The organism is Pseudomonas putida, from assembly GCF_030159595.1.
GTDB classification, from domain to species: domain Bacteria; phylum Pseudomonadota; class Gammaproteobacteria; order Pseudomonadales; family Pseudomonadaceae; genus Aquipseudomonas; species Aquipseudomonas putida_AC.
Genome location: NZ_BSKJ01000002.1, coordinates 81,929 through 103,837, shown reverse-complemented (window position 1 = coordinate 103,837; position 21,909 = coordinate 81,929). Strand labels below are relative to the sequence as shown.

General features: G+C 56.0%; 18 protein-coding genes and 1 pseudogene. 10 read left to right on the top strand and 9 right to left on the bottom strand.

The annotated features are described in order from the left end of the window. Window positions 1–102 precede the first annotated feature (102 nt). Window positions 103–1,143 (top strand): PDDEXK nuclease domain-containing protein, encoded by a 1,041-nt coding sequence (locus QQL85_RS04775; protein WP_284353386.1) that lies wholly within the window; start codon window positions 103–105, stop codon window positions 1,141–1,143. 7 nt (window positions 1,144–1,150) lie between these two features. On the opposite strand, the gene QQL85_RS04770 is transcribed toward QQL85_RS04775, so the two are convergent. Then, window positions 1,151–2,020 (bottom strand): LysR family transcriptional regulator, encoded by an 870-nt coding sequence (locus tag QQL85_RS04770; protein ID WP_284353387.1) that lies wholly within the window; start codon window positions 2,018–2,020, stop codon window positions 1,151–1,153. Between the two features lie 126 nt (window positions 2,021–2,146). On the opposite strand from QQL85_RS04770, the gene QQL85_RS04765 reads away from it, so the two are divergent. The 6 genes from QQL85_RS04765 to QQL85_RS04740 all read left to right on the top strand — a co-directional run bounded on the left by QQL85_RS04765 (window position 2,147) and on the right by QQL85_RS04740 (window position 11,696). After that, the gene (locus QQL85_RS04765) at window positions 2,147–3,682 is read left to right on the top strand and encodes an MFS transporter (protein WP_284353388.1); all 1,536 of its coding nucleotides are present in this window, start codon (window positions 2,147–2,149) and stop codon (window positions 3,680–3,682) included. A gap of 90 nt (window positions 3,683–3,772) precedes the next feature. Further along, complete coding sequence (locus tag QQL85_RS04760; RefSeq protein ID WP_284353389.1) at window positions 3,773–6,166, top strand: TonB-dependent siderophore receptor; 2,394 nt, start codon at window positions 3,773–3,775, stop codon at window positions 6,164–6,166. 296 nt (window positions 6,167–6,462) lie between these two features. Next, a complete protein-coding gene (locus QQL85_RS04755) occupies window positions 6,463–7,422 on the top strand; it encodes an ATP-binding protein (RefSeq protein WP_284353390.1) in 960 nt (319 codons plus the stop codon). A gap of 10 nt (window positions 7,423–7,432) precedes the next feature. Then, window positions 7,433–8,665 carry a hypothetical protein gene (locus tag QQL85_RS04750; protein ID WP_284353391.1) on the top strand — a complete coding sequence of 411 codons (1,233 nt, stop codon included), beginning with the start codon at window positions 7,433–7,435 and terminating at the stop codon, window positions 8,663–8,665. 11 nt (window positions 8,666–8,676) lie between these two features. Beyond that, entirely contained in the window at window positions 8,677–11,031 is a 2,355-nt protein-coding gene (locus QQL85_RS04745) for a hypothetical protein (protein WP_284353392.1), read from the top strand. Between the two features lie 8 nt (window positions 11,032–11,039). Beyond that, window positions 11,040–11,696 carry an OmpA/MotB family protein gene (locus QQL85_RS04740; protein WP_284353393.1) on the top strand — a complete coding sequence of 219 codons (657 nt, stop codon included), beginning with the start codon at window positions 11,040–11,042 and terminating at the stop codon, window positions 11,694–11,696. A gap of 86 nt (window positions 11,697–11,782) precedes the next feature. On the opposite strand, the gene QQL85_RS04735 is transcribed toward QQL85_RS04740, so the two are convergent. Next, entirely contained in the window at window positions 11,783–12,658 is an 876-nt protein-coding gene (locus QQL85_RS04735; RefSeq protein WP_284353394.1) for a WYL domain-containing protein, read from the bottom strand. A gap of 119 nt (window positions 12,659–12,777) precedes the next feature. Between QQL85_RS04735 and QQL85_RS04730 the strand changes: the two genes are divergently transcribed. Beyond that, window positions 12,778–13,044 (top strand): hypothetical protein, encoded by a 267-nt coding sequence (locus QQL85_RS04730; RefSeq protein WP_284353395.1) that lies wholly within the window; start codon window positions 12,778–12,780, stop codon window positions 13,042–13,044. Beyond that, complete coding sequence (locus QQL85_RS04725) at window positions 13,041–14,093, top strand: ADP-ribosylglycohydrolase family protein (RefSeq protein ID WP_284353396.1); 1,053 nt, start codon at window positions 13,041–13,043, stop codon at window positions 14,091–14,093. Before QQL85_RS04730 ends, QQL85_RS04725 begins: the two co-directional genes overlap by 4 nt. 161 nt (window positions 14,094–14,254) lie before the next feature. Here QQL85_RS04725 and QQL85_RS04720 read toward each other — a convergent pair whose 3' ends face one another. Next, a complete protein-coding gene (locus QQL85_RS04720; protein WP_284353397.1) occupies window positions 14,255–15,151 on the bottom strand; it encodes an EcsC family protein in 897 nt (298 codons plus the stop codon). A 596-nt stretch (window positions 15,152–15,747) separates the two neighbouring features. On the opposite strand from QQL85_RS04720, the gene QQL85_RS04715 reads away from it, so the two are divergent. Next, window positions 15,748–17,097: a DNA cytosine methyltransferase gene (locus tag QQL85_RS04715; protein ID WP_284353398.1), complete on the top strand. Its 1,350-nt coding sequence runs from the start codon at window positions 15,748–15,750 to the stop codon at window positions 17,095–17,097. A gap of 2 nt (window positions 17,098–17,099) precedes the next feature. Here QQL85_RS04715 and QQL85_RS04710 read toward each other — a convergent pair whose 3' ends face one another. The 6 genes and pseudogenes from QQL85_RS04710 to QQL85_RS04685 form a co-directional block, all read right to left on the bottom strand. After that, window positions 17,100–17,861, bottom strand: a complete 762-nt coding sequence (locus QQL85_RS04710) for a hypothetical protein (RefSeq protein WP_284353399.1) — start codon at window positions 17,859–17,861, stop codon at window positions 17,100–17,102. After that, window positions 17,845–18,090, bottom strand: coding sequence for a helix-turn-helix domain-containing protein (locus QQL85_RS04705; RefSeq protein ID WP_284353400.1), 246 nt, complete (start codon window positions 18,088–18,090; stop codon window positions 17,845–17,847). Before QQL85_RS04705 ends, QQL85_RS04710 begins: the two co-directional genes overlap by 17 nt. A 184-nt stretch (window positions 18,091–18,274) precedes the next feature. After that, window positions 18,275–19,137: pseudogene (locus QQL85_RS04700) on the bottom strand (IS5 family transposase). Between the two features lie 235 nt (window positions 19,138–19,372). Continuing rightward, on the bottom strand, window positions 19,373–20,083 hold the full coding sequence (locus QQL85_RS04695; RefSeq protein WP_284353401.1) for a hypothetical protein: 711 nt from the start codon (window positions 20,081–20,083) through the stop codon (window positions 19,373–19,375). A 471-nt stretch (window positions 20,084–20,554) separates the two neighbouring features. Then, window positions 20,555–21,301, bottom strand: a complete 747-nt coding sequence (locus QQL85_RS04690) for a hypothetical protein (protein ID WP_284353402.1) — start codon at window positions 21,299–21,301, stop codon at window positions 20,555–20,557. A gap of 55 nt (window positions 21,302–21,356) precedes the next feature. After that, a complete protein-coding gene (locus QQL85_RS04685) occupies window positions 21,357–21,878 on the bottom strand; it encodes a CHAP domain-containing protein (RefSeq protein ID WP_284353403.1) in 522 nt (173 codons plus the stop codon). Window positions 21,879–21,909: the final 31 nt, after the last annotated feature.

The following is a 21,909-nucleotide window of genomic DNA, read 5'->3' as shown; positions in this document are numbered from 1 at the left end:
GTGCCCTTTGTTTTTTTGAAACACTTGTTTGGCGCCGCCAGCGGTTGGAAGGCGGCTTACCAGGCGTAGACTTCCTGTCGAATTCAAAAAGGGAGTCGAGGCATGAGCGCAGAACAACAATCCCAAGCGTCGGCGACCCTTCCTTCGGTCAAGGATGACCGGTTCGAGGAAGTGCTCGGGTTAATTAGGGACGCGAGGCAACGTGCGGTGCAGGCGGTCAACACCCAGTTGATCGAATTGTACTGGCAGGTGGGGGCCTACATCAGTCGCAAGCTGGAGAAGGCTGAATGGGGGGATTCGGTGGTCAGTCAGCTGGCGACTCACCTTGCTGAAACGCAGCCGGGGTTGCGTGGGTTTACCAAGCGAAACCTTTTCCGTATGCGGCAATTTTATGAGGCGTATCGAGGTGATGAGAAAGTGTCAGCACTGCTGACACAATTGCCTTGGACACATAACCTGACCATTCTGACCTTGAGCAAATTGCCAGAGGAGCGAGCGTTTTACCTGCGTTTAGCTATCCAGGAAAAATGGTCCAGCCGCGAATTGGAAAGGCAATTCAAGGCTTCGCTTTTCGAGCGGACCGTCGCAAGCCCGGCAAAGGTGTCAGAAAGCCTGAAGCAAAATTATCCAGCTGCCATGGATGTGTTTCGAGACGCCTACATGGTCGAGTTCCTCGGTCTCCCGGGTGGCCATGCCGAAGCGGATCTGCAAGGTGCATTGATGGATCGGCTTAAACAGTTCCTGATCGAATTAGGCCGGGACTTCTGTTTTGTCGGCTCTCAATACCTGCTCCAGGTCGGCGGCCGTGATTTCGCACTTGACCTGCTGTTCTTCCACCGTGGCCTCAACTGTCTGGTAGCGATAGAACTGAAAGTAGGCCGCTTCGAACCTGAGTACCTTGGCAAGCTCGATTTCTATCTGGAGGCACTGGATCGCAACGAGCGCAAGCCTCATGAAAACCCCGCCATCGGCGTGTTGCTATGCGCCAGCAGGGACGACGAGGTGGTCGAGTACGCGCTGAATCGCAGTTTGTCTCCAGCATTGATTGCAGAGTATCAAACGCGCCTGCCGGACAAGGCGCTGCTGCAAGCCAAATTGCATGAGTTCTATGCCTTGGGCGCTACCGCGCAAGAGGACACCTGAGCATCGATCATGCACCGCATTTCACGCCTTCCACATAGCGCTTCACCGCCGGTGCTTTTTCGAAACGCCTGTGCAGCAGACTGAGCCAAGAGCTGGCTTGGCAATCGACGATACGCCGGTAATTCACCTGTGGCAGGTTGATGCGCTGCACCACCGACTCCGGGACCACTGCGATACCTTGCCCGAGCGATACCAGCGTAATCACCGCCACCAGGCTGCCGGGCTGCGGGCCAAGCCGGGGAACGAACCCACCCTGTGCCGCCACTTCCAGGGTACCGGAAATCTGCTCCGGCAGGATGAAGGTTTCATTGGTCAGGCGCGCGGCCGGAACTTGCGGCACTTCGTTGATGCGTGAGCTGGCGGGCAGGGCGAGAACAAAGCCCTCCTGATGCAACGCGATGGCATCAAGCTCTTCCGGCAGCTCCATTGGCGAGCGCACATAGGCCAGGTCGAGCAGGCCATCGCGAACCATGCCGGGCAATTCGGCCATGGGCAGTTCGCGGATGTTCAGGCGCACGCCGGGGCAGGTTTCGCTGTAGCGGGCGACTTGCTGCTGGAGCATGCCAGAGTAGGCGGCTGAAGCCACATAACCCAGTTCGATGCGCCCGCTTTCACCACGGGCGGCCCGTTGTGCGCCCAATTGTGCGGCGTCGAACTGGCGCACGGCGTGCTCGGCCTCGATCAACAAGGCCTGGCCGGCAGCGGTCAGGTTGACCTCACGCTGGTTGCGTTCGAACAGGCGCACGCCCAGCTCGCGCTCCATGTCCTGGATCTGCCGGCTGAGGGTAGGCGGGGCGATGCCCAGTTGCTCGGCGGCACGGGTGAAATGGCCGTGGCGGGCAACGCAGAGAAAATAGCGGAAATGGCGGATTTCCATGGGTGTTACCTACAGGGTAATGACGCAGGCCCCTGGGGCTAACAAGGCCTGGGGTTGGCGGCGTTATGGTGAGGCCAACACTACAAGGCTGGCGCTGCGGCGACCAGCCCGCATCTGGAGCCTGCCATGCCTGCCCCCTCTGCACGCTTTACCCTGTTCACCGCCTCCCTGGTCTGCGCCCTGATCATCCTCGACACCAATATCGTCGCCGTCAGCCTGCCCAGTATCGCCCGTGACCTGTCCGGCTCGTTCGCCGACATCGAATGGGTAGTCAGTGCCTATCTGCTGGCCTTCGCTGCCTGCCTGCTGCCCGCCGGCAGCCTGGCCGACCGCTTTGGCCGGCGGCGAATGCTGCTGCTTGGCCTGGCCCTGTTCGGCCTCGCTTCGCTGGCCTGCGGTGCGGCGCCCAACCTGCTGTTCCTCGACCTGGCCAGGGCCGCCAAAGGTATTGGTGCCGCGTTGCTGCTGACTTCGGCCCTGGCTGCGATCGGCAACCGCTTTCATGAACCACAAGAACGCATGCGTGCCTGGGCCTTCTGGGGTGCTTGCATGGGGGCCACCATCACCTTTGCGCCGCTATTGGGCGGGGTGATTGCCAGTACCCTGGGCTGGCGCTGGATCTTCTACATCAACCTGCCGTTGGTGGCGTTGCTGGCGGTGATGGTCATGCGCAGTGTCGAGGAATCTCGCGACAGCGCAGCGGCGCGGCTCGACCCCTGGGGCAGCCTGACCTTCGCCAGCAGCCTGGGCTACCTGATCTGGGCGATGATCGATGCCAACCAGGTGGGTTGGGGCAGCGCGCAAACCCTCGGCCGACTGCTGATCAGCGCCTTCCTGTTTGGCCTGTTCATCATGGTGGAGCGCAGCCAGACGCGGCCGATGATCGACCTGCAACTGATGCGTAGCGGGCGTTTCGTTGGCGCCTTGCTGGGCATGTTCGCCTACGCTGCCTGCGCCCAGGTAATGATGACCCTGCTGCCGCTGTACTTGCAGAATGGTCTGCAACTGTCGGCCCTGGCCGCTGGCGCAGGCATGTTGCCGTTCGCCATCGCCATGTTGCTGACGCCGCGCTTGGGTATGCGCCTGGCTGCCCACATGAGCCCGGCGCAGGTATTTGCACTGGGCCTTGTGCTGGTGGGCACGGGCAACCTGCTGTGTGCATGGGCCACGCACCAAGGGGGTTACACGGCATTCGCCTTGGCCAGCCTGGTGCTGGGCGCAGGGGCCGGCCTGCTGAATGGCGATACGCAGAAGAACATCATGGCGTGTGTGCCGCGCGAGCGAACCGGCATGGCATCGGGGCTGAGTACCACCACTCGGTTTGGCGCGATCGTGCTGGCTATCGGCGTGCTCGGTGGTGTGCTGGCCGCCCGCAGCGGGCAGTTGCTTCACGCGTCCATGGCTGTTGTAGCGCCCGCGCAATCGGGCCAGGTTGCGGCGATGGCCGCGCGGGTTGCCGCAGGGGACCTGCAGGCGGCGCTGGCGTTGCTCGAGCCTGGTTTACATGAAACGGTAGCCCCCCTTGCGCGCGAGGCTTTCATGGGGGGCTTCCAGGCCGTGTTGCAGGTCGCGGGTGTTGCCGCGCTGCTGTTTGCGGTGGTGGTTGGCGTGTTGCTGAGCCGCCCGCTGCCCGCCCGGCAAGACGTGCTGATAGCATCGTAAAATAAATGAGGTGATTTCTCATTCTCGTCCGGCCTGTTGATAAGGCCGGATTACAGGCCACCCCGCCGACCCCCTCCACGGAGCGAGAGAATGAGTTCGACCCCGGTTTCACAGCGCCATCCATTGAGCCGTGCTGTGCACGCTGCTTTCCTGGGCCTGGTTGTCAGCAGCTATGCGCTGCCTTCACTTGCGCAGTCCGCAACCGCTGAGCACAACAACCAGCTCCAGCAATGGAACATTCCTGGTGGCCCACTGGCGCCGGCGCTTGACCACTTTGCGCGCCAGGCCGGTATCAGCCTGTCCTTCGATGCACAGAGCGTCGCCAACCGCAACACGGCGGGCGTGCAGGGTACGCTGGGCACCTCGGCTGCACTCTCGTCGTTGTTGCAGGGGACCGAACTCCAGGCCGAGCAGCAAGGCCCGGGTGCCTACCTGGTGGTACCGCAACCCAAACCTGCTGGCCCGCTGGAACTGGGCGCGACCGAGGACTATCGCCTGGCACCCGTTATCATCAATGCCAAGGTCAAGGCCAGTGCCGATGATGACACCAACTCGGTGGTTGCCAAGGAGCTGTGGGTAGGTGGCAAGGTGGCGACCAGCATCCTCAACACGCCAGCGTCGGTGTCTGTGGTCACCAACAAGGAAATGCAGCAGCGCAGTGTCAGCACCACGGAAGAGGCGCTGCTATACACCCCTGGCGTGGTCAGCGACTTCTACGGCTCGGACGACCGCAACGACTACTTCCAGATCCGCGGCTTCCAGGCCACCACTTACCGTGATGGCCTGACCTTGAGCTCGATGCGCGGGGTGCGCGAAGACCCTTACGCCTACGAGCGCATCGAGATTCTGCGAGGCGCCAACTCCACCCTGTTCGGCCCGGCAGACCCAGGCGGCTCGGTGAACTTCGTGACCAAACAGCCGCGCTTCGAAAAGTTTGGCCAGGGTTATGTGACCTATGGCTCCTATGACCATGCCGAGACCGGTATCGACGTGGGCGATGCGCTGAACGACGAACAAACGCTGGCGGGCCGCTTCACGGCCAAGATGCAGAACAGCGACCGTGAGTACGACCATTCGCAGGACGACAACCGCTTCGTGATGGGCGGCCTGACCTGGGCACCCACCGACTTCACCTCGGCCACGGTGATCCTCGACTACCTGAAGACCAACAGCTCGCCAAACAGCGGTGGCTACCCACTGGACAAGGAATACGACCGCAGCGACTTCTACGGCGAGCCCGGCTACAACTTCCACGATGTCGAGCGCACCAGCCTCAGCGGCAACATCACCCACGACTTCGATAACGGCTTCACGCTGCGCGGCAACCTGCGCTACAGCGAGTTGAGCGATGACTTTGGCTATGTCTATCTGAGCGACAGCGCTTCGCGGGTGGGTACCACCCTACCGCGCTATGTATTCGGAACTGACAGCGATGCCGATCAGCTCAACGGCAACCTGATGCTGCAGTACGATGCCCAGTTCGAGCACGTCGACAGCAGCACCCTGGTGGGTGTGGAATACCTCGACTCGACCACCAAACAGAGCTCCGTCTACAGCCTGGCGCCCTCCATCGATATCGCCAACCCGGTCTTCACCGGCGTGCCGGGCGGCATCACGCCCTATACCCGCAAGAAGAACGACGCCACCACCAAGGCCGTGTTCCTGCAGCAGAACCTGTCCTTCTATGACCGCCTGATCGCAACAGCGGGTGTGCGTAACGACGCCATGGACCTGTCCAGCACGGAGTACGTCGGCGGGGTGAGCAAGCAAAGCGACAACTTCTCTGAAACGTCCTACCGTGGCGCGCTGACGTACATCGTCAACGATGAAGTCTCCACTTATGTGAGCATGGTGGAATCGGTTTCGCCTCCGCAGGTTGGCGTAACGCCGCAGACCGGCAGGCAGTACGAAGTGGGCGTGAAGTACTCGCCACTGGGCATGGATGCGTTGTTCTCTGCTGCCGTTTATGACCTGACCCAGGAAAACGTCACCATCGCCGTCGTGCTGCCGAGCGGCATCATCGAGCAGCAGACGGTGGGTGAGTCACATGCACGTGGCCTGGACCTGGAAGCCAAGGCGCAAGTCACGCAAAACCTCAGCCTGATCGGTGCCTATTCCTACATGGAAACCGAGGTGCTACGCGGTGCGCTGTATGACGGCACTTCGCTCAAGGGCAAGGAATTCACCGTGGCGCCGAAGCATACGGCTTCGCTGTGGAGCTACTACGACATTGCCGACACGGATGTGAGCGTTGGTCTGGGGGCTCGGTATGTGGGGGGCTATTACATGGATGCTGCCAACACCAAGAAAAGCGACGGCACCACGCTGTTTGACGCGGCGCTGAACTACAAGATTGCCAAGGGGACGGACCTTGCGCTGAATGTGAGCAACCTGTTCGACGAGCAGCATGTGGTGGGGTCGGGGACGGCGAACTACTACAACCCAGGGCGGGAGGTTACGGCCAAGTTGAGTTATAGCTGGTAAGGCGAGGGGAAACCCTCGATTGTTATACCGATCTCCACAGTGAACTGAATGATCGCCAGGAAGGGCGTTACATCGAGTTCGCCGCCCCCTCCAACCTATCGAGGCACACAACTGGCATGGGTTACCCGCCAGTTGTGTGCTTCGGTTGTCACCTATAGCCCGCTAAAGATTATCGAACTCGCGCCGATAGCGGATTGCCATCGTGCTGCTTGCAGGCAGGCGAAGCTTTTCGACCAGCCAGCTTTTTTGCGGCTCGCTCACCTCTTCTGTACTTGACCTGCCAAAGGTTTTACCCGATGTCATCGAATGACTACTTGCGCAGCAAAATCCGGCCGCACTTTCTAGAAGGGCTAGACGAGCAACCTACCGCGAAGCCTGCGCCTGTCGAGGCGGAGTTTCGTTGCGTCGATCCGCGTTTCACGCTGGAGCGTGACGTCGTGATGTCGAGCGACTTGCAGCAACAGCTGGCAGAGGCGGTGGCCAAGATCGAGTGCTACCAGACCATCTATGTGGATTGGGGATTTGCTGCCGTGGACCCAAGCGGCAAGGGCACGATCCTCAACTTCTATGGCCCTCCTGGTACTGGCAAGACGCTCACTGCCGAAGCATTCGCTGGGAGCCTGGGCAAGAAGATCATGCTGGTCAGCATTGCCGACCTTGAAAGCAAGTTCATGGGTGATACCTCCAAGAACATCGCGGCCGTGTTCCGCAGTGCCCAGGCCAAAGATGCAGTGCTGTTCTTCGACGAAGCAGACACGCTGTTGGGCAAACGCCTTTCATCCGTCACTCAAGGCATCGACAACGAAGTCAATGCCATGCGTTCGACGTTGTTGATCGAGTTGGAGCGGCACGAAGGCGTGGTCATCTTCGCCACCAACTTCGCCAAGAACTATGACTCGGCATTTGTTAGCCGTATCTCCCAGCATGTGAGCTTCGAACTGCCAGGGGAGCAAGAGCGACAGGCCATCTGGGCAAAACTGCTGGTGCCAGGCATCCCGTTGGGCGCTGAGCGTGACCTGCTGCTGAGTGCTGCAGCGCAAGCTTCACAAGGGTTGTCGGGGCGTGAGATTCGCACCTGTATGCGCCTGGCTCTCGCCAAAGCGGTGAAAACCGTAGAAAGGCCCGCGTTGGCATTGGTCCACCTGCAGGACGCCATTGACCAGGTTGTCAGCGCCCTTGCGCATCTAAAAACCAACAACAGCAAAACCAACACACCATCATTGGACGCCGCGCGGAAATTACTGGGCGTTAGCTGAGGAGCAAGTCATGGGTTTATGGGATCGATTCAAGTCGGCAGCCTCCAGTGCCATCAACGCGGTAAAGAAAGCCGCCGTCGCCACGGTCAACTGGTTGGCAGACAAGGCTGAAACGTTCGTCGGCAACGTCAAGAAAGTCTGGAAGACAGTAAAGCCCTACATCAGCCATGTGCGAGTCGCCCTCACTGTGTTGGCCCAGTGTTCCCCTTGGCCCATCGTGACCAGCATGGCACTTGCCCTGGAGAAGGGCCTGGGGTTCCTTGAGAACCTCGACAAACACCCGATGATGGAAAAACTGCAAAAAGCCATCGACTGGGTCATCAAGACCGCGCGGGAAATTCGCGACAAAGTCCTCAACGATGTCGAAATCGCTGAGGCCGAAGCACGTGCCCGCACGTTCAAAGAAGCCATGGATAAAGTACCGGCGGCCGAACTGGCAGCCATCAGGGTGGCAGAGTTGATCAATGCCTACCTGCTGACCAAGGCCAAAATCCTGCGGGTGGTCGAGAATGAGCAATTCAAGGACTTCAACCACTACCTGCGTGTGCGCGCGGCTCAGAAGTTGCTGAAGTTCTACGAAAAACGCATGACCTCGATTGAAACACTGAGCGACATGGACTCGGACATGCTGGCGCTGATGGATATCTCGACCAGCCTGCTGGACGAAAACCCGACGCTGACCGTCGAGCAGACCGAAACCCTGAACGAGCTGACCACGCTGCACTTCGGCAAGCCGGTGGTGCCGTTCGTGTTCGAAGAAATGACCATCGCCTGGAACGTGGAGCTGGAGCTGCTTGAAGAGCAGTGGAAGCAGCTTAACCAAAGCCTTTCGCGTGACAAGGTATTGGCCAAACGCATGGCCATGGCCAGCCGTACCGAAGCGTTGACGGCGCAAGAGCAAGTGGTGCTCAACGATCTGGAGCGCAACCTGGGCCGTGATAGCGAGCGGCTGGACAACCTGGATATCAGCATTCGGGAAAAGCGTGCTTATGTGTATGCCTCCGAAGGCTTCCTTCAGTTGCTGGAAAAAGATGAGCAGCAGTTGATCGACGACGGCCAGGAATACCTCGCCGATCGCAGCGAGGAAGTGGGTGCGCTGATCGCCCGATGTGCTCAACAGGATGTGAAGTGGGAGGCGTTGAGCGAGGACGAGCAAGCCCTGTTGATCGACTTTGGCAACATCTTCGAGGATGACTGCCGCGCGCGCACCGAATCGTTCAAGGCTGTTGAGGTTAGCCTGTGAACAGCGAAATCATGAGTTTTCTGCTGCCGCAGCCTGAACTGCTGCAGATGAGCTTTTTTGCGTTCATCTGGAGCGCGACCATCCTGACCGCACTGATGGTGGCCTTGCACGCCAAGCCTAAGGGTTGGGAGAAAAAGTGGCGTGGCGGTAACCTGGAGTCATCGGCTCTGCAAGCGGACCATGGGTCGGTTCATGATTTGAGCGAAACGGTATCCACCACCGCTGAGAAAATTGCCGGCATCATGCCCGGCATGCTTTTGGTAGTGGGCTTGCTCGGCACGTTCCTGGGCTTGGGGATGGCCCTGGATCATGCCTCGACCATTCTGCAGAAGAGCGGCAATGCATCCGTCGGCGCCATGGGCGGTGCCATGCAAGACCTTACCGCCATGATGCAGGGCCTGGGTACCAAGTTCAAAACCTCTACCTGGGGCATCATGGCCTTCATACTGTTGAAGGTGTGGGACTTGCTTCTGGGCTACGAGAGCCGACGGTTGGCCTGGTGCATTGGCAAGGTGAAGGACCAGCTGCAGCAAAGCCAACAGCAACGCGAAGCGGCCAGTAAAGCGCACGACGTCTTCCTGCAGAACTGCATGGCCAGTGCCGCTAAGTTCCTGAGCGGCGCCATGGGCAAACAGGCCGATGCGCTGAGAGTGCAATGGCAGCAGCAACTGAAAATTCAGCAACGTACCGAGAGTGAGAAAAAACAGTTGCTGCAAGCTGGCATCAATGGCCTGAACACCCATATAGCGGGTGTAACGCAGGGCATCGCGGCGTTGATGCAAAGCAACACGGCTAACCAGCAAGCCATCATCAGCGAGATTGGCAGTGCTGCCGAGCGCAGCGAAAGGGCGCTGAGTGAGTTTGCCGACAGCAACAGCCGTCACTTGCAGGCCGGTTTCGAGGGGCTGAATACCGGCATCGCCGGCGTCACCCAAGGTATTGATGCGCTGCTGCAAGGCCAGGCTGACAGCCAACAGGCCGTAGTCGGTGAAGTGTCGCGCTCTGCTGAGCGTACCGAGCAGGCACTGAGCGCGTTTGCGGACAGTAACAGCAATAGCTTGCACATCGGCTTTGAGGGCCTGAACACCGGCATCGCCGGCGTCACCCAAGGTATCGATGCGCTGCTGCAAGGCCAGGCTGACAGCCAACAGGCCGTAGTCAGTGAAGTGTCGCGCTTTGCTGAGCGTACCGAGCAGGCATTGAGTGCGTTTGCGGACACCAACAGCAATAGCTTGCACATCGGCTTTGAGGGCCTGAACACCGGCATCGCTGGTGTCACCCAAGGTATTGATGCGTTGCTGCAAGGCCAGGCTAACCACCAGCAAAGCATTGTCAGCGAGCTGTCAAACGCTGCCGAACGCACCGAGCGGGCGATAGGTACGTTGGCCGACAGCCACCACAGCGACTTGTTGGCCGGTTTCGAAGGGCTGAACAGCAGCATTGCCGGTGTCACACAAGGCATCGACGAATTGCGGGAAGGTCAGGTTCAAAGCCAGCAGCTCGCTCGCGACGGGCAGGCGATTACGCGTGAAATTGCCAGCTTCAGCAAACGTAGCGAGCAGGCACTGACCGAGTTCACCGACAGCAGCCGTGACAATCTGCAAGCCTTGCAAGTGGCTGCGCAGACCATGGGTGAAGCGGGCAGCAAGGTGTCGAAATCCGCCTCTGAGCTGCAAGCGGTTGTGGATAACCTGAACGTGCGCATGACTGAAGTGATGGAGGGCGTGAAAGCCGACCTGAACGGCACGTTGACAGCCATGAACAGCGACTTCAGCCGTAACCTGAGCACCATGGGTGAGCAGCTGGAAATTGCCACGGGCAACCTGGGCAAGGTAATGGAGGCGGTCAAGGTCGATCTGGGCTCGACCATTGGCACCATGAACAAAGATTTTGGCACTAACCTCGTCAACATGACCACGAACCTGGACGTGGCAACCCAGAACATCTCCACGGCCATTGGCGAAATGTCGATTGCGGTGAACACTGCCATGCAGAACGTGGCCGGGAACATGAAGGCTACCGCCGACGCGCAGAAACGGACCACTGAAGAGTTCGAGATGGTCAGCTTGAACCTCAACACCAACATCATTGCGATTGAAGGTGTGGTAACGAAGTTGTCCAAGGACATCATGGCCGGCCTCAAAGCCGTGTCCGAGAGCGGGCAGCGCATGGTGTCGCTGGACAAGCGCTACGACAAGGTTTCGGAGATGCTCATCAAGGTGCCCGAATCACTCGACGCGCTGGCCACGGTTGCCGCCCGGCCACCCCTCGACCTTTCGACGCTGCAGCAGTCGCTCAAGCAATTGACGGATGTTGCCCACACCATCAATGAATCGGTGAAGGCCAGAAAAGCCGTAAACGCCTGAGTGTGACCATGAAAGAGAAACCAAGCGAGTGGGTATCGATCTCTGACCTGATGGCTGGCGTGATGGCTGTCGTGATGTTGCTGCTGGTCGTTTCGGTGTTGCAAAACCAGTTTGCGGAGCTCAAACGACAGGAAGAAAAGAATCAACGTGCGGTGACCGAGCAGGAGAAAGTGACCGGCCTGTTGCAAGAAATGAAAGCGGCACTGGATGAGCAGGGGGACACCGGGCTTGTGTCCTTCGACCTGGCGGGTAACAAAATGACCTTGGGTGACAAGATGTTCGCCCGGGGTAGTGCCTGTTTGACAGAGGAGGCGCAAAGGCAATTGCGCCTTGTCAGCCCACGGATTGCCCGTTTTTTCGAGAGTTCCAGCCAGGCGCAGGTACTGGTGGAGGGGCATACCGATAATGTTCAAGTGTCTCGGCCAGTCACTGACTTCGCCAAGTTTTGTACGGTGTATGACGATAACTTCACGCTGTCTGCCGCGCGGGCGCGGGAAGCTCGCAAGCTGCTGATTGAAGTGTTGGAGGCCGGGCAGGCTAAACGCGTGATTGTGGCGGGATATGGGGATTCGCAGCCGTTACCGAATGTGGACCCGGCGGATGAGCATAATCGGCGGGTAGAGGTGCAGTTCATCAACCGGGCGGAAGTCAAGACGCGTGGTTGAAGGAAGGAATAGCTACAGCCGCCGTTGAACGCGGCTGTGCCAACCACCGACCCGGGCATCAGGCCCCTCATCCCAAGCCCCGAGCGTCAGTACTTCATCAACCACGGCTCCAGTTCCTGGAGGTTGCTGACCACCAGTTGCTGGGCCTCGGGCAGTATCGCCATGTTGCGGTGGTCGATCTGATACCGCTGCAACACATACTTCACCAGCGCCCTGCGGCTGGACACCACCAACTGCCCCTGCGTCATGCCGAAGTCGGTTTCGATGATTGCCTTTTGCGCCGCGTTCAAGCGCCAATCAGGCTCGAAGATGATCGGCACTTCGACATTCCAGTCTTCATCCTGCTCGCGCGTGTTCGGCGAGGCGTCGAGCAAGTCCGGCTGCCCACGCAGGCGGCTGAGGACGAAGTCGCGGTACTGGCCGTTCTTTTCGCAGTAAGCCCGCACATGCCAGCGCATGCCGGTGTATACCAGCGTGTGCGGGGCGATCAGGCGCACCTCGACGTTGGGGGTGTTGAAGGACACATACTCGGTTTCCAGGCGCCGGCCTTCACGGCAGGCCTTGAGCAAAGGGCGCAGCACCTCGGGCCGAATGGGCCGATCCGGCACTTCCAGCACCCGGGTGTGCGCATAGGCCAGTGCCAGCCCATCGATGTGCGGGGCGCGCTCATTGTTCTGGTACAGCAGGTGCAGATAGGCGCTGGCGCTGTTGTCGATGAACAGCGGCTCGAACTGCTCGCTCGGGACATAGCCCTTGATCTGCTTGTCATACGTCAAGTTTTCGGGCGCATGTTCGGTGATGTAGGTGTTGATGTCTTTCGACGCCTGCTGGCGGCTGATGCCAAAGCTCTGCATCAGGTGGCCCGTGGTCAGCCGGCCTTCCCACCAGGCAACGGTTTCGATCAGGCGATAGCGAAGTGCCAGGTCCCAGCGTACCTGCTCGATGGATTGCTTGCGTTTCATACCCTCTCCATGTGCGCGATTACTTTACCTGTATGAGTCTACATTCTAGACGTGTAGTTTTGCATTACATATCTTTTGGTCGTCTTCGGAATACATCGGGGGCAGCAAAGGACATGAGCATGACGATGCCGGAAGTGGTTGCGACGGGGGCCCTGGTGGCGATGGGGGTCATTCTGCTGGTGCTGGTACAGCATGGGTTGAGGCTGGGTGAGCTTGGGAAGAAGGTCGAGCACTGCCAGCGGGATTTGCGCTGGTTGCAGATTTGGGAGATGGAGAACCGCGAGCTGAGGGCGGCGTTGCGGGCGGAGCAGGAGCATGTGGTGCAGTTGCGGCGCAAGGTGGTGATGCTGCAGGACCTGGCGGCTGCGGATGATCGTCAAGCATGAACAGAATTGAACGGATCAGAGGCTGCCTGCTTGGGGGCGCCGCCGGAGATGCACTGGGCTGCGCCGTGGACTTTCTTGAGTGGCCCGTGATCGAAGCCAGGTTCGGGACGCACGGTATCATTGATTTTGCCCCCGCTCATGGCACTGCGGGTGCAATCAGCGACAGCACACAGATGATGCTGTTCACGGCAGAAGGCTTGCTGCGGGCTTATGTGCTAGGCAGTTCACGACTGGCCTGTCATGTGCCCAGCATTATCCACCACGCGCTACTGCGCTGGCTGACGACCCAGGATTACCCCTCGCTGATACAGGTAGCCGCAGATGGCTGGCTGATCAGGCAAATGGAGCTCTGGTCGCGTCGCACCCCTGACACAACCTGCCTGAATGCGCTCAAGGTCAGCACGCGGTTGGGTGCAGTTGCCGAAAACTACAGCAAAGGCTGCGGCGCCCTGGTAAGGGTCGCACCCTGTGCATTCTTTGCCAATGCATTCGACTACGCATCGCAAAGCGGGCGGCTGACGCACGGGCACCCGACAGGTTACCTGGCGGCAGGGCTGTTCGCCGACATGCTTCAGCGTGTTGTCGACCGGCAATGCAGCCTGGAGCACGCCGTGACGCAAAGTCTGGCCAGGTATGGGCAAGTGCCTGGTATGGAGGAAACGCGCAGCCTGATCGAGCGGGTGATGTTCTTCTATTACGAGGGGTACGCACCCACCCCACAACGGATTGACGATTTTGCTGGCGGTTGGGGCGCTGAACAGGTGCTGGCGATTGGGCTGTGGTGTGCGTTGACTGCGCGGTCTGTTGAAGAAGGGGTGATTGCGGCAGTGAATCACAGTGGCGACAGCAGCAGTACAGGGCTGGTTGTTGGGTACTTGCTGGGCGCGATGTATGGCGCTGGCGCTATTCCTGATCGCTGGCTCGAGCGCTTGGAGCTGCAGCAGGTGATTGCGCAGGTGGCTGAAGATATCGAGCGTGTTCCGCGAGAGTATTGCGGGGTGGGTGGCGAGTTCGATGAGCAGATTGAACTGGCTTATCCCGCGAGTTGACGGGGTGGCGGTTTTGATCGGATGTTGGGTGAGTGCCGCGCCCATTCGATCGAGTAATCTTTCCGCACCGCGCGCGGTGAGGGCCTGAGTAGGGCTGGCAACAAAATGCAGACCTGGAGTCTTGGCTAAGCCCAGGCCCGCACCTGTTCAACGGCAGCGCCTCACACCGCCTGTGAGGCTTCTGCGTAGTGTGGGTCATAGTCCTTGGCGGGTTTTACGGTCACTTCAATCACATCGGCGCCATATTTCTGTGCCAGAAAGCGCTCGCGATAAAGGTAGAAAGCCGCGTCGCAGACTTTCATGGTGAAGTAGGCGTTGAAACCGCCGCCTACAGCCGCACCCACAGCGGGAATGGTTTGTGCGAGCTTTGCTTTTGTAAGGCGAATACCCAGGGCTTTTGCAATCTCCTGGATGATCTTCACGAAAACGCTTTTCTCCAGTTCCTGCCACGTCGCTTTCTTGGCGACATCCTGAGAAATCTTGATCAGCTGAGCCATGGCGAGCGCCTTGGAGCTATCGGTGGGAGAGGAGGCGAGGCCAAGCACGTTGAAGGCGAACAGTCGCTCCTCCTGACGTGAAGTATCAAAGCCGTAATAGGCCGCGTATTCGCCGATCGCCCGAAGGTTAAGCGTGATCAACGCCGGGATGTCGACTGCCAGCCCCGCGATGCCCACGGCTCCGGCCCCAGCGCCTTCTACCAGCGCGATGCCCTTGTATTTCGCGCCAAGGAAACCTACGACCTTGTCGATTTGTTCCAGATCAAGGTCGTGGATGTCTTTGTGCGTATTGATCGTGCTGTGCCCATCACCACGAAACTCTTGAAAAATGGCCTCTGGCCTTACGCTCCACTGGGCGGCGTCATGGCATACGCTGGTCAGACCTTCGATTGCATTCTGGATCACGGGGCCGACGCCCGGCGTTTTAAAGAGAAGATCGCCCGCTTTGTCCAGCGGCTGGTTTATCACTTTAAGCGCCTGGCCGAACCAGCCGATGTCTGGTTCCTTCCAGCTGTGAATCTCCTTGAGTGCGTGTTTCTCGTATTTGCTCAGCGCTGGCATGCAGAGTCCTTGGGGGTGATCGATCATCAGTGATTGTGAAATGCCATTATGCCGTGAGCGAAGCGATTTCTGTTGGCGGTGTACGAGTTTTTGCGCGTGTGATGCGCGCCAGGCATCCCTGTGCAGGTTCAGGGCAAGGCATGTCATGGGTGCGTGGCCAATTGCGTAGAGCCTGGTGCTTCGGTCTCACCGATTCAACGTGCCTAGGTGGTGTTCATTCGTGCGCGCCGACGGGATCAGGCTCATGATCGCCGCCGCCCGTTCGAGCGCCCGAGTACCCAGCGTTTCCCGAGCCTGGCGCTCAACCTGATACAAACCACCTGTACGGTCCCGGAATGAGATGGAGCGCTTTTGGGAGTATATTGCGTCAATCATTAGGGAAGGGCGGCATTTTGGCTGCAGGTACCCGGTTTCACTGGCCTACTGTGTTGGTGGCGGTGTAAGCACCTCATTGAGGTAGGTATGCAGATCACGCACATGCATGTGCGCCAATTGCTTCAGCGATGCTGAGCCCATTCGCTGAGGTTCGAAAAGCAGTCCATTGAAATTCAGCGACGCACAATGTAGACTATAAGTATCGATTTAGGGTGTGGATAATGAAATCTGTTAGTCTTTTTGCCTGTGGTGGGATTGGTGATCTAGGATTACGCCACGCTGGTTTTGATGTAATTGTTGCCAATGAATTAGTAACCGACCGTGCAGAAGTGTTTAAGCATAACTTCCCGGAAACCACTATGGTCGTTGGCGATATCTGGGAAAAGCAAGACGAAATACTGGCTGAAACCAGAAAGCTGTTAGGGTCGGATAATTTAGATTTAGTGTTTGCAACCCCGCCTTGTCAAGGGATGTCAAAGAATGGGCGCGGTAAATTATTAAATTTGTCGCGCGCTGGCTTACGTCCTGAAATTGACCCTCGTAATCTGCTCGTATTACCAACCATTGCGATTTTTAAGCGGAGTGGGGCACATACATTAATCATGGAAAATGTGCCGGAAATGGACAATACATTGATACCAGATCCTGAGCATGAAGGCGAATTAATCAACATCATTGATTTGATTGTTAGGTCCTTGGGGGCGGAGTTCGTTCATTCCGTAAATGTTGTGGAGTTTGCTGATTATGGTGTGCCCCAAAGTAGGCAGCGCCTTATCTCAATTTTCACAAAAAACGAAAACTTGAAATCGTATTTCGAAGCGCATAAAACATTGCTTCCGCCTACGACTCATAGCAAGCTTGGGGAAGGGAAGTTTAAGTGGGTAACGGTGCGTGATGTCATCTCTGATGTCCCGCCACTCGATGCCTCTTCTCTCGCGAAAGCAGAATGCAATAAAATACCCTATCACAGGGTGCCATTGCTTGATGAGGAGAAGTACCTTTGGGTCAGCAACACAGGTGCAGAGAAGAGTGCATTTGATAATCAATGCATAAATCCTGATTGCCGGTATGATAGCAACCCTACTCATAAAGCTTCAAAGAACCTTGAAGGTGTCAATCGTGCGAGTACCGAGACGCCTATTTACTGTTTGAATTGTTCTTCGTTACTTCCCCGCCCTTGGGTGAGGAAGGAAGGCGAATATCGATTGATGAAAGGGTTCACTAGCGCTTATAAGCGAATGAGTTGGGACGCGCCTGCGAGTACCTTGACACGGAACCTCTCGTACGCGTGCAGTGATAACAAGTTGCACCCTGAGCAAAATAGAGTTTTGTCTCTTTATGAGGCAATGAAGTTGCACACAGTTGCCGACTACTCATTTGAATGGCAGCGGGCTGATGGGAAAAAGGTGTCTGATAAGCTCATAAGAGAGCTCATTGGAGAAAGTATTCCGCCTAAAGGGCTCGAGCAGATATTCTCGTTTATTGCTTCTATTTCCAAAAAGGAAAAAACAACAGGCGAGGATTCCAAAAAAGCTCTTACTGAGAATTGTCAACAAGAGCTGGTTTTTTAGCGTTAGATGAGATGGTCGCGATTATAGTTGTTGATATAGTCAATGTATCTGCGGTCGTTTTCGATCGCAATCCAATTTCGATACATTTTCGTTACTCCGCCGCGATTCATGATCGAGACGCTCGTGGTTCTTCCTCCACCCTCACGGGGTTGGACGATAGCTCCCCACTCTTCAGTCGTAAGGTCTGAGCTGAAAAATACAGCTACGATTTTAGGGGCGCCATTGATAAAATCCCAAAGAATCCCAACTAAATTGTTTGTTTCTCTGTGATGCGCTTTCCAATTGTAGCCGGTCATGACGTCTATTCGAGTATCCCCTATGTGTGGTTTAGGGATTTTCAGTCTTGAACATTGTGCCGGCGTTGGTACTGAGCCACATGTTGCTTTTACTTCCAGCCCCCCATTGGCAAATGGGCTAAAAGGAAGTTTGTCTCTTAATCCGTTATTGTTCTTTATGGTTTCCCATAACTGCTTTCCATGATCGTCCATGAGTAACAGGTCAGGGTACCCATCTTGATGCGGGTTTCCAACATATCGCCCATTGGATTCTTTTACAAGGCTTTTGGCAAAGAGCTCGCCGATGAATGCTGATAAGTTTCGCATTCCGAGGATTGCAAAGATATCAATCGGAATATCTTTCATTGAATCTATAACCAGGTGGACGTCAGCCAGCGCTCTTTCAAATATCTCAGTCCCAACGGTTTCGGTTTGTCCGGATGCGGTTGTGAATCGGGTGTTGGCTTCCGGGTTAATTAGATAGGTCACTGTTTGCCTCCTGCAATACATGCTTGAAGAAAATATTGATATCTATATCAAGTGCTGTGATTATTTTATCTAGCGACTCTAGCGTGATGTTTCTTCGCCCTCGCTCTATTCCTGATATATATGTTCTGTCCAGGCCTGCTTTTTCGGCAAGTCTCTCTTGGCTAAGGTTGCTTATGGTTCTGAAGTGTTTTATTGCTTTTGAAGTTCTTAAAACAAGAGTTTCGCTCATGGTATTAGCTCAATTTTTATGAATTATCATATGCTTGATGACTATAAGTACACGGACTATAAGTCACATTTTGAAATTGTTTAGCTTGGGATAATTGCCGATTTGATCATTTACTTAAGCGTTTCCTATTCGAAAATAAGAAGCCTGCTATAGAAATGTTAATTCATGCGTTAGTGCGGCATGGTCATCTCCAGGCTCTGTACGAAAAGAGATGTCGAAAACACTGCATGGAACAAGCCAGTGAAACCATGGCGGCGTAGCTTTTCGCGCGCTTGTCGAAGCGCGTCACGATGCGGCGGTTCTCTTTCAGCCAACCGAACATGTGCTCGATGATGTTGCGTTGTCGGTATTCGGACCGATCAAACAGCCTGGGTAAGCCAGGCTTGGGTTTGCGCTTCATTGAGCGCATCGAAATGACGGGTTGCATTCGATATTGGTCGCAGTAGCGGCGCAGCGCTTCGGCGTCGTAGCCCGTGTCGGTAAGTAACCACTTGCAGCGTTTACGCGGGCGGCCACGTTGGTTCGATGAAATGCCGACTTCATCCAGCAGTGGTTGCGCGTAGCTGATGTCACTGGCTTGACCGCCAGAGAGGAGGAAGCGCAACGGTGTCCTGTTGGCGTCGCAGAGCATGTGAATCTTGGTTGTCAGGCCACCGCGACTGCGGCCTAGAGGGTGATCGGCAGGCTCGTCAGGCCCCCTTTTTCCCGGCGCCAGAGGAGACTCGGGTTGCGCGTACAGCGGTTGAGTCGATCATCCAAGTTTGCAAATCGATCAAGCCTTGCTCATTCAATCTCAGGTGCAAGCGTTTAAGCATCTGATCGAATGTCCCCTGGTTTCGCCAACCCCGAAAGCGTTGATACACCGTTGACCACGGGCCAAAGCGCTCGGGCATATCTCGCCACGCAGCACCCGAGCAAAGCACCCAGTATCACACCATCAAGCATCAGGCGGTCGTTCAGCTGGGGTCGCCCCCGACCATGGGTTTCAATGAAGAGATCAGCAACCACAATCCAGGCCTCATCCGAGAGTTCGTAACGCTTTGCCATCACAGAGTCCCTTTCCGTAGATGGCGGGGAACCTTACAGAATTTCAGCTTCCGAGGGGCGCCGATTCAGTTTCTCGGAATTTCGTACAGCACCTAGGCGAGGACGACGTTTTCACACAGTCTGGACCCATTGTTGCCTGTCGGTATGACAGAAGCCGACCAGGGGCGGACACTAACGTGGAAAATAACCGGCCCGCTTTAGCGGGTCCGGTTAATTGACTTGTTAGCCACCTGCTTCATTGTTTTGTTGCCGGAGTTTGTACGGCTAAGATGTGTGGGGTGAGCTTGGTGTCTGCGTCATAAAGTTTTGCTCTAATCGAGGCAACAGCTTGTAGCGCATTTTGAAGGGATGTGTCATTGATCTCGGTTGGCGGAGGAAGGACAAGGTTGAAGGATGGAGAATCCAGCCCGATTTTTAATACTTCTATTTGTCCCTTTAAGTACCCTGCTTTCGCAGCGAAGGCAATTGCAAATATGCTGCCCAGGTCGATGTCGGCCTTTGTTGTTGTGATGTCAGCGACAATTCGGACTCCAACCCCAACTCGCACCGGGGTGTTCTTATCCCCCATTACGTCATCGCGGAATTTGGCGTAGTCCAATGAGGTTTTATATCGTCCAGCGGCTGCTGAATACTTTGAGGAGACAAATCCAGCATTTACAGATCCATCAACTTTTAGTACGGAAACAAACGATCTCTCAAGCGGTAGGTTTGCGTTCGCATCAGAGTTCTTAAAGTCGTCCCAGTAATATTTCTTGGTGCCTGCAGACGTGTCTTTCTCAAACCACGGCGATGAGCGTGGCTCAATCGAAACGTATATTGGCCCTGGCTCGCTATAGCCTGGGGGTCTGCTAATGGCGCCAAGAGTAGTTTCTATTCCGGGAGGCTGAGGTATTCCGGCGCATCCTGCTAGTACAGAAAGCACAACTACAGTAGCCAACACTCTCATTCTGAATCTCCTTTTGGTTGTGGACATTTGCAGACTGCAAAAACTGCTAACTATAAGTAGGCGAAGAAGTGGCGCAATAATTTCAGCTGCTTGTATCTGATTACGCTCCTTGCCCGTGCGTAACTCCCTGCTTTGTCTGAATTTCGCGCCAGAAACACGACATGCGGCGAGGAGGAAAGGTGATATGGCTTTTGGCCGTATCGCGTAGCGTAGCAGCGTATCCATGGTCTGCAATTGGCCGGTTAGCGGCCATTGCTATTGCTGGCCACCCTTGCCCTCCATCAAGTGGATCACCGGTAGCCAACAGCTCCCCTCGGCAAAGTGCTCCGACTCGCTGCCAGATCGCCTTTCTTCAGCGCGGCCAGACTTGGCACTTCAGTCGGTGCGGTCTGAAAAGAAAGCTCCTACTGAGGGGCTTTCGGTGGTGTAGTTATGCTGCGTTGGGCAATTCAGCGGATAAGAGGCTTAGAATCAGTTAGAAGCTTCCTCCAAGTGAGGCACAGACGTTGTCGATATCCAGAGTTCGTAGTGGCGAGGGCGAATAGCCGCGGATGCCTCGTGTCCAGGAATATATTTGACGACCGCGTCAGGCCAGATACTTCGAATTATAGCAGTGAGCCCCTCAGCCTCAGCCTGTTCGGTAGACTTGAAATAGCGTACCTCTGTTCTTCGAGGGCTATTCGAACGTAGTTCAATCCCCGGTACAGCCACTGAGTCGGAGCGAAGTGTTGCAGCTGTTTGCTCGGCGGCTAGTCTTTGCCCGTCGGAGCCAATGTGCATATATATTCGGGCTTTAGATGGCGTTAAATTGGTTGCCGGCTTAGGGCTTAATTGGCGCTCTAATTCACTGATGCGCTGTTGAAGCCGATCTCTTTCTATGGCATTTAGTGACGAGTTGCTGGCTTCTTTTTGTAATCTTTGTTTTTCGCTTAGTGTTTCTTGATATTCGGTTTCAACGAGTTTTGCATATTCTTTCCAGCGCTCGCGAAGCTCCGTTGAACGCGTGACATTAGCAAAGTATTGCGAAAGTCGACGTCGAACGCCGACGTCTTCTTGTAGTGCCTGCTCAAGAAATTTTGCGTTAGATTCTTGCTCCTTTATTTCTACTTCCCGAGTTTGTATCTGGTGGCTGATTACGGCAGAGAAAATTCCTACTACTACGGTGCCGAGCATAAACTGCCAGAAAGTTAGCCATGCTTTGAACCTTTCTTCTGACATGAATTATTCTCCACGCTGGTGGCCTCGGATGGCATGGCTGCTTCTCAGGCTCATCTTATTCCTCTAGGCCGTCGAGCCATACGATGATTGATTCTTTTTTTATTTGCCAAATTTCTGAGCCTGTAATTTGAATGGCATCACCAAGCTTGGTATAAGCGCCATTTGAGCAGTGGACTATTTTTGTAACTCCCTTAACTCCTTTGCCGCCATTCACTTCAAGAACTATACCCATGTGTCCATCGTGGCTGTTTCCGTCGGATCCGGTATAGTCAGGATAGACTAGTATCGCTCCTGGTTTTGCATTTTCAATTCGTGAAAAATAGCCTGTAGATGCTAGGCCATCTGCATGGATTCCTGAGGTCTCAAACCAACCTCCATTGATTTTTTTATAGAGCGGGTGGTCAACTTTTCTATTGGGGCTAAACCGCAAGCACCAATCTACATATCCACTGCAGTCATTCTGGGAGTTGTATGGCCACACAGATGCATCGAATGATGGCATTTTCCCTGGGCTTTTGTAGATGGTTTTTTTTCCAGCTCCAGAAGTGGCTCGTGCTATCAGTGTTGATATATTCATTGGGTTATCCTCGGTATCGGAGGGTAATGTG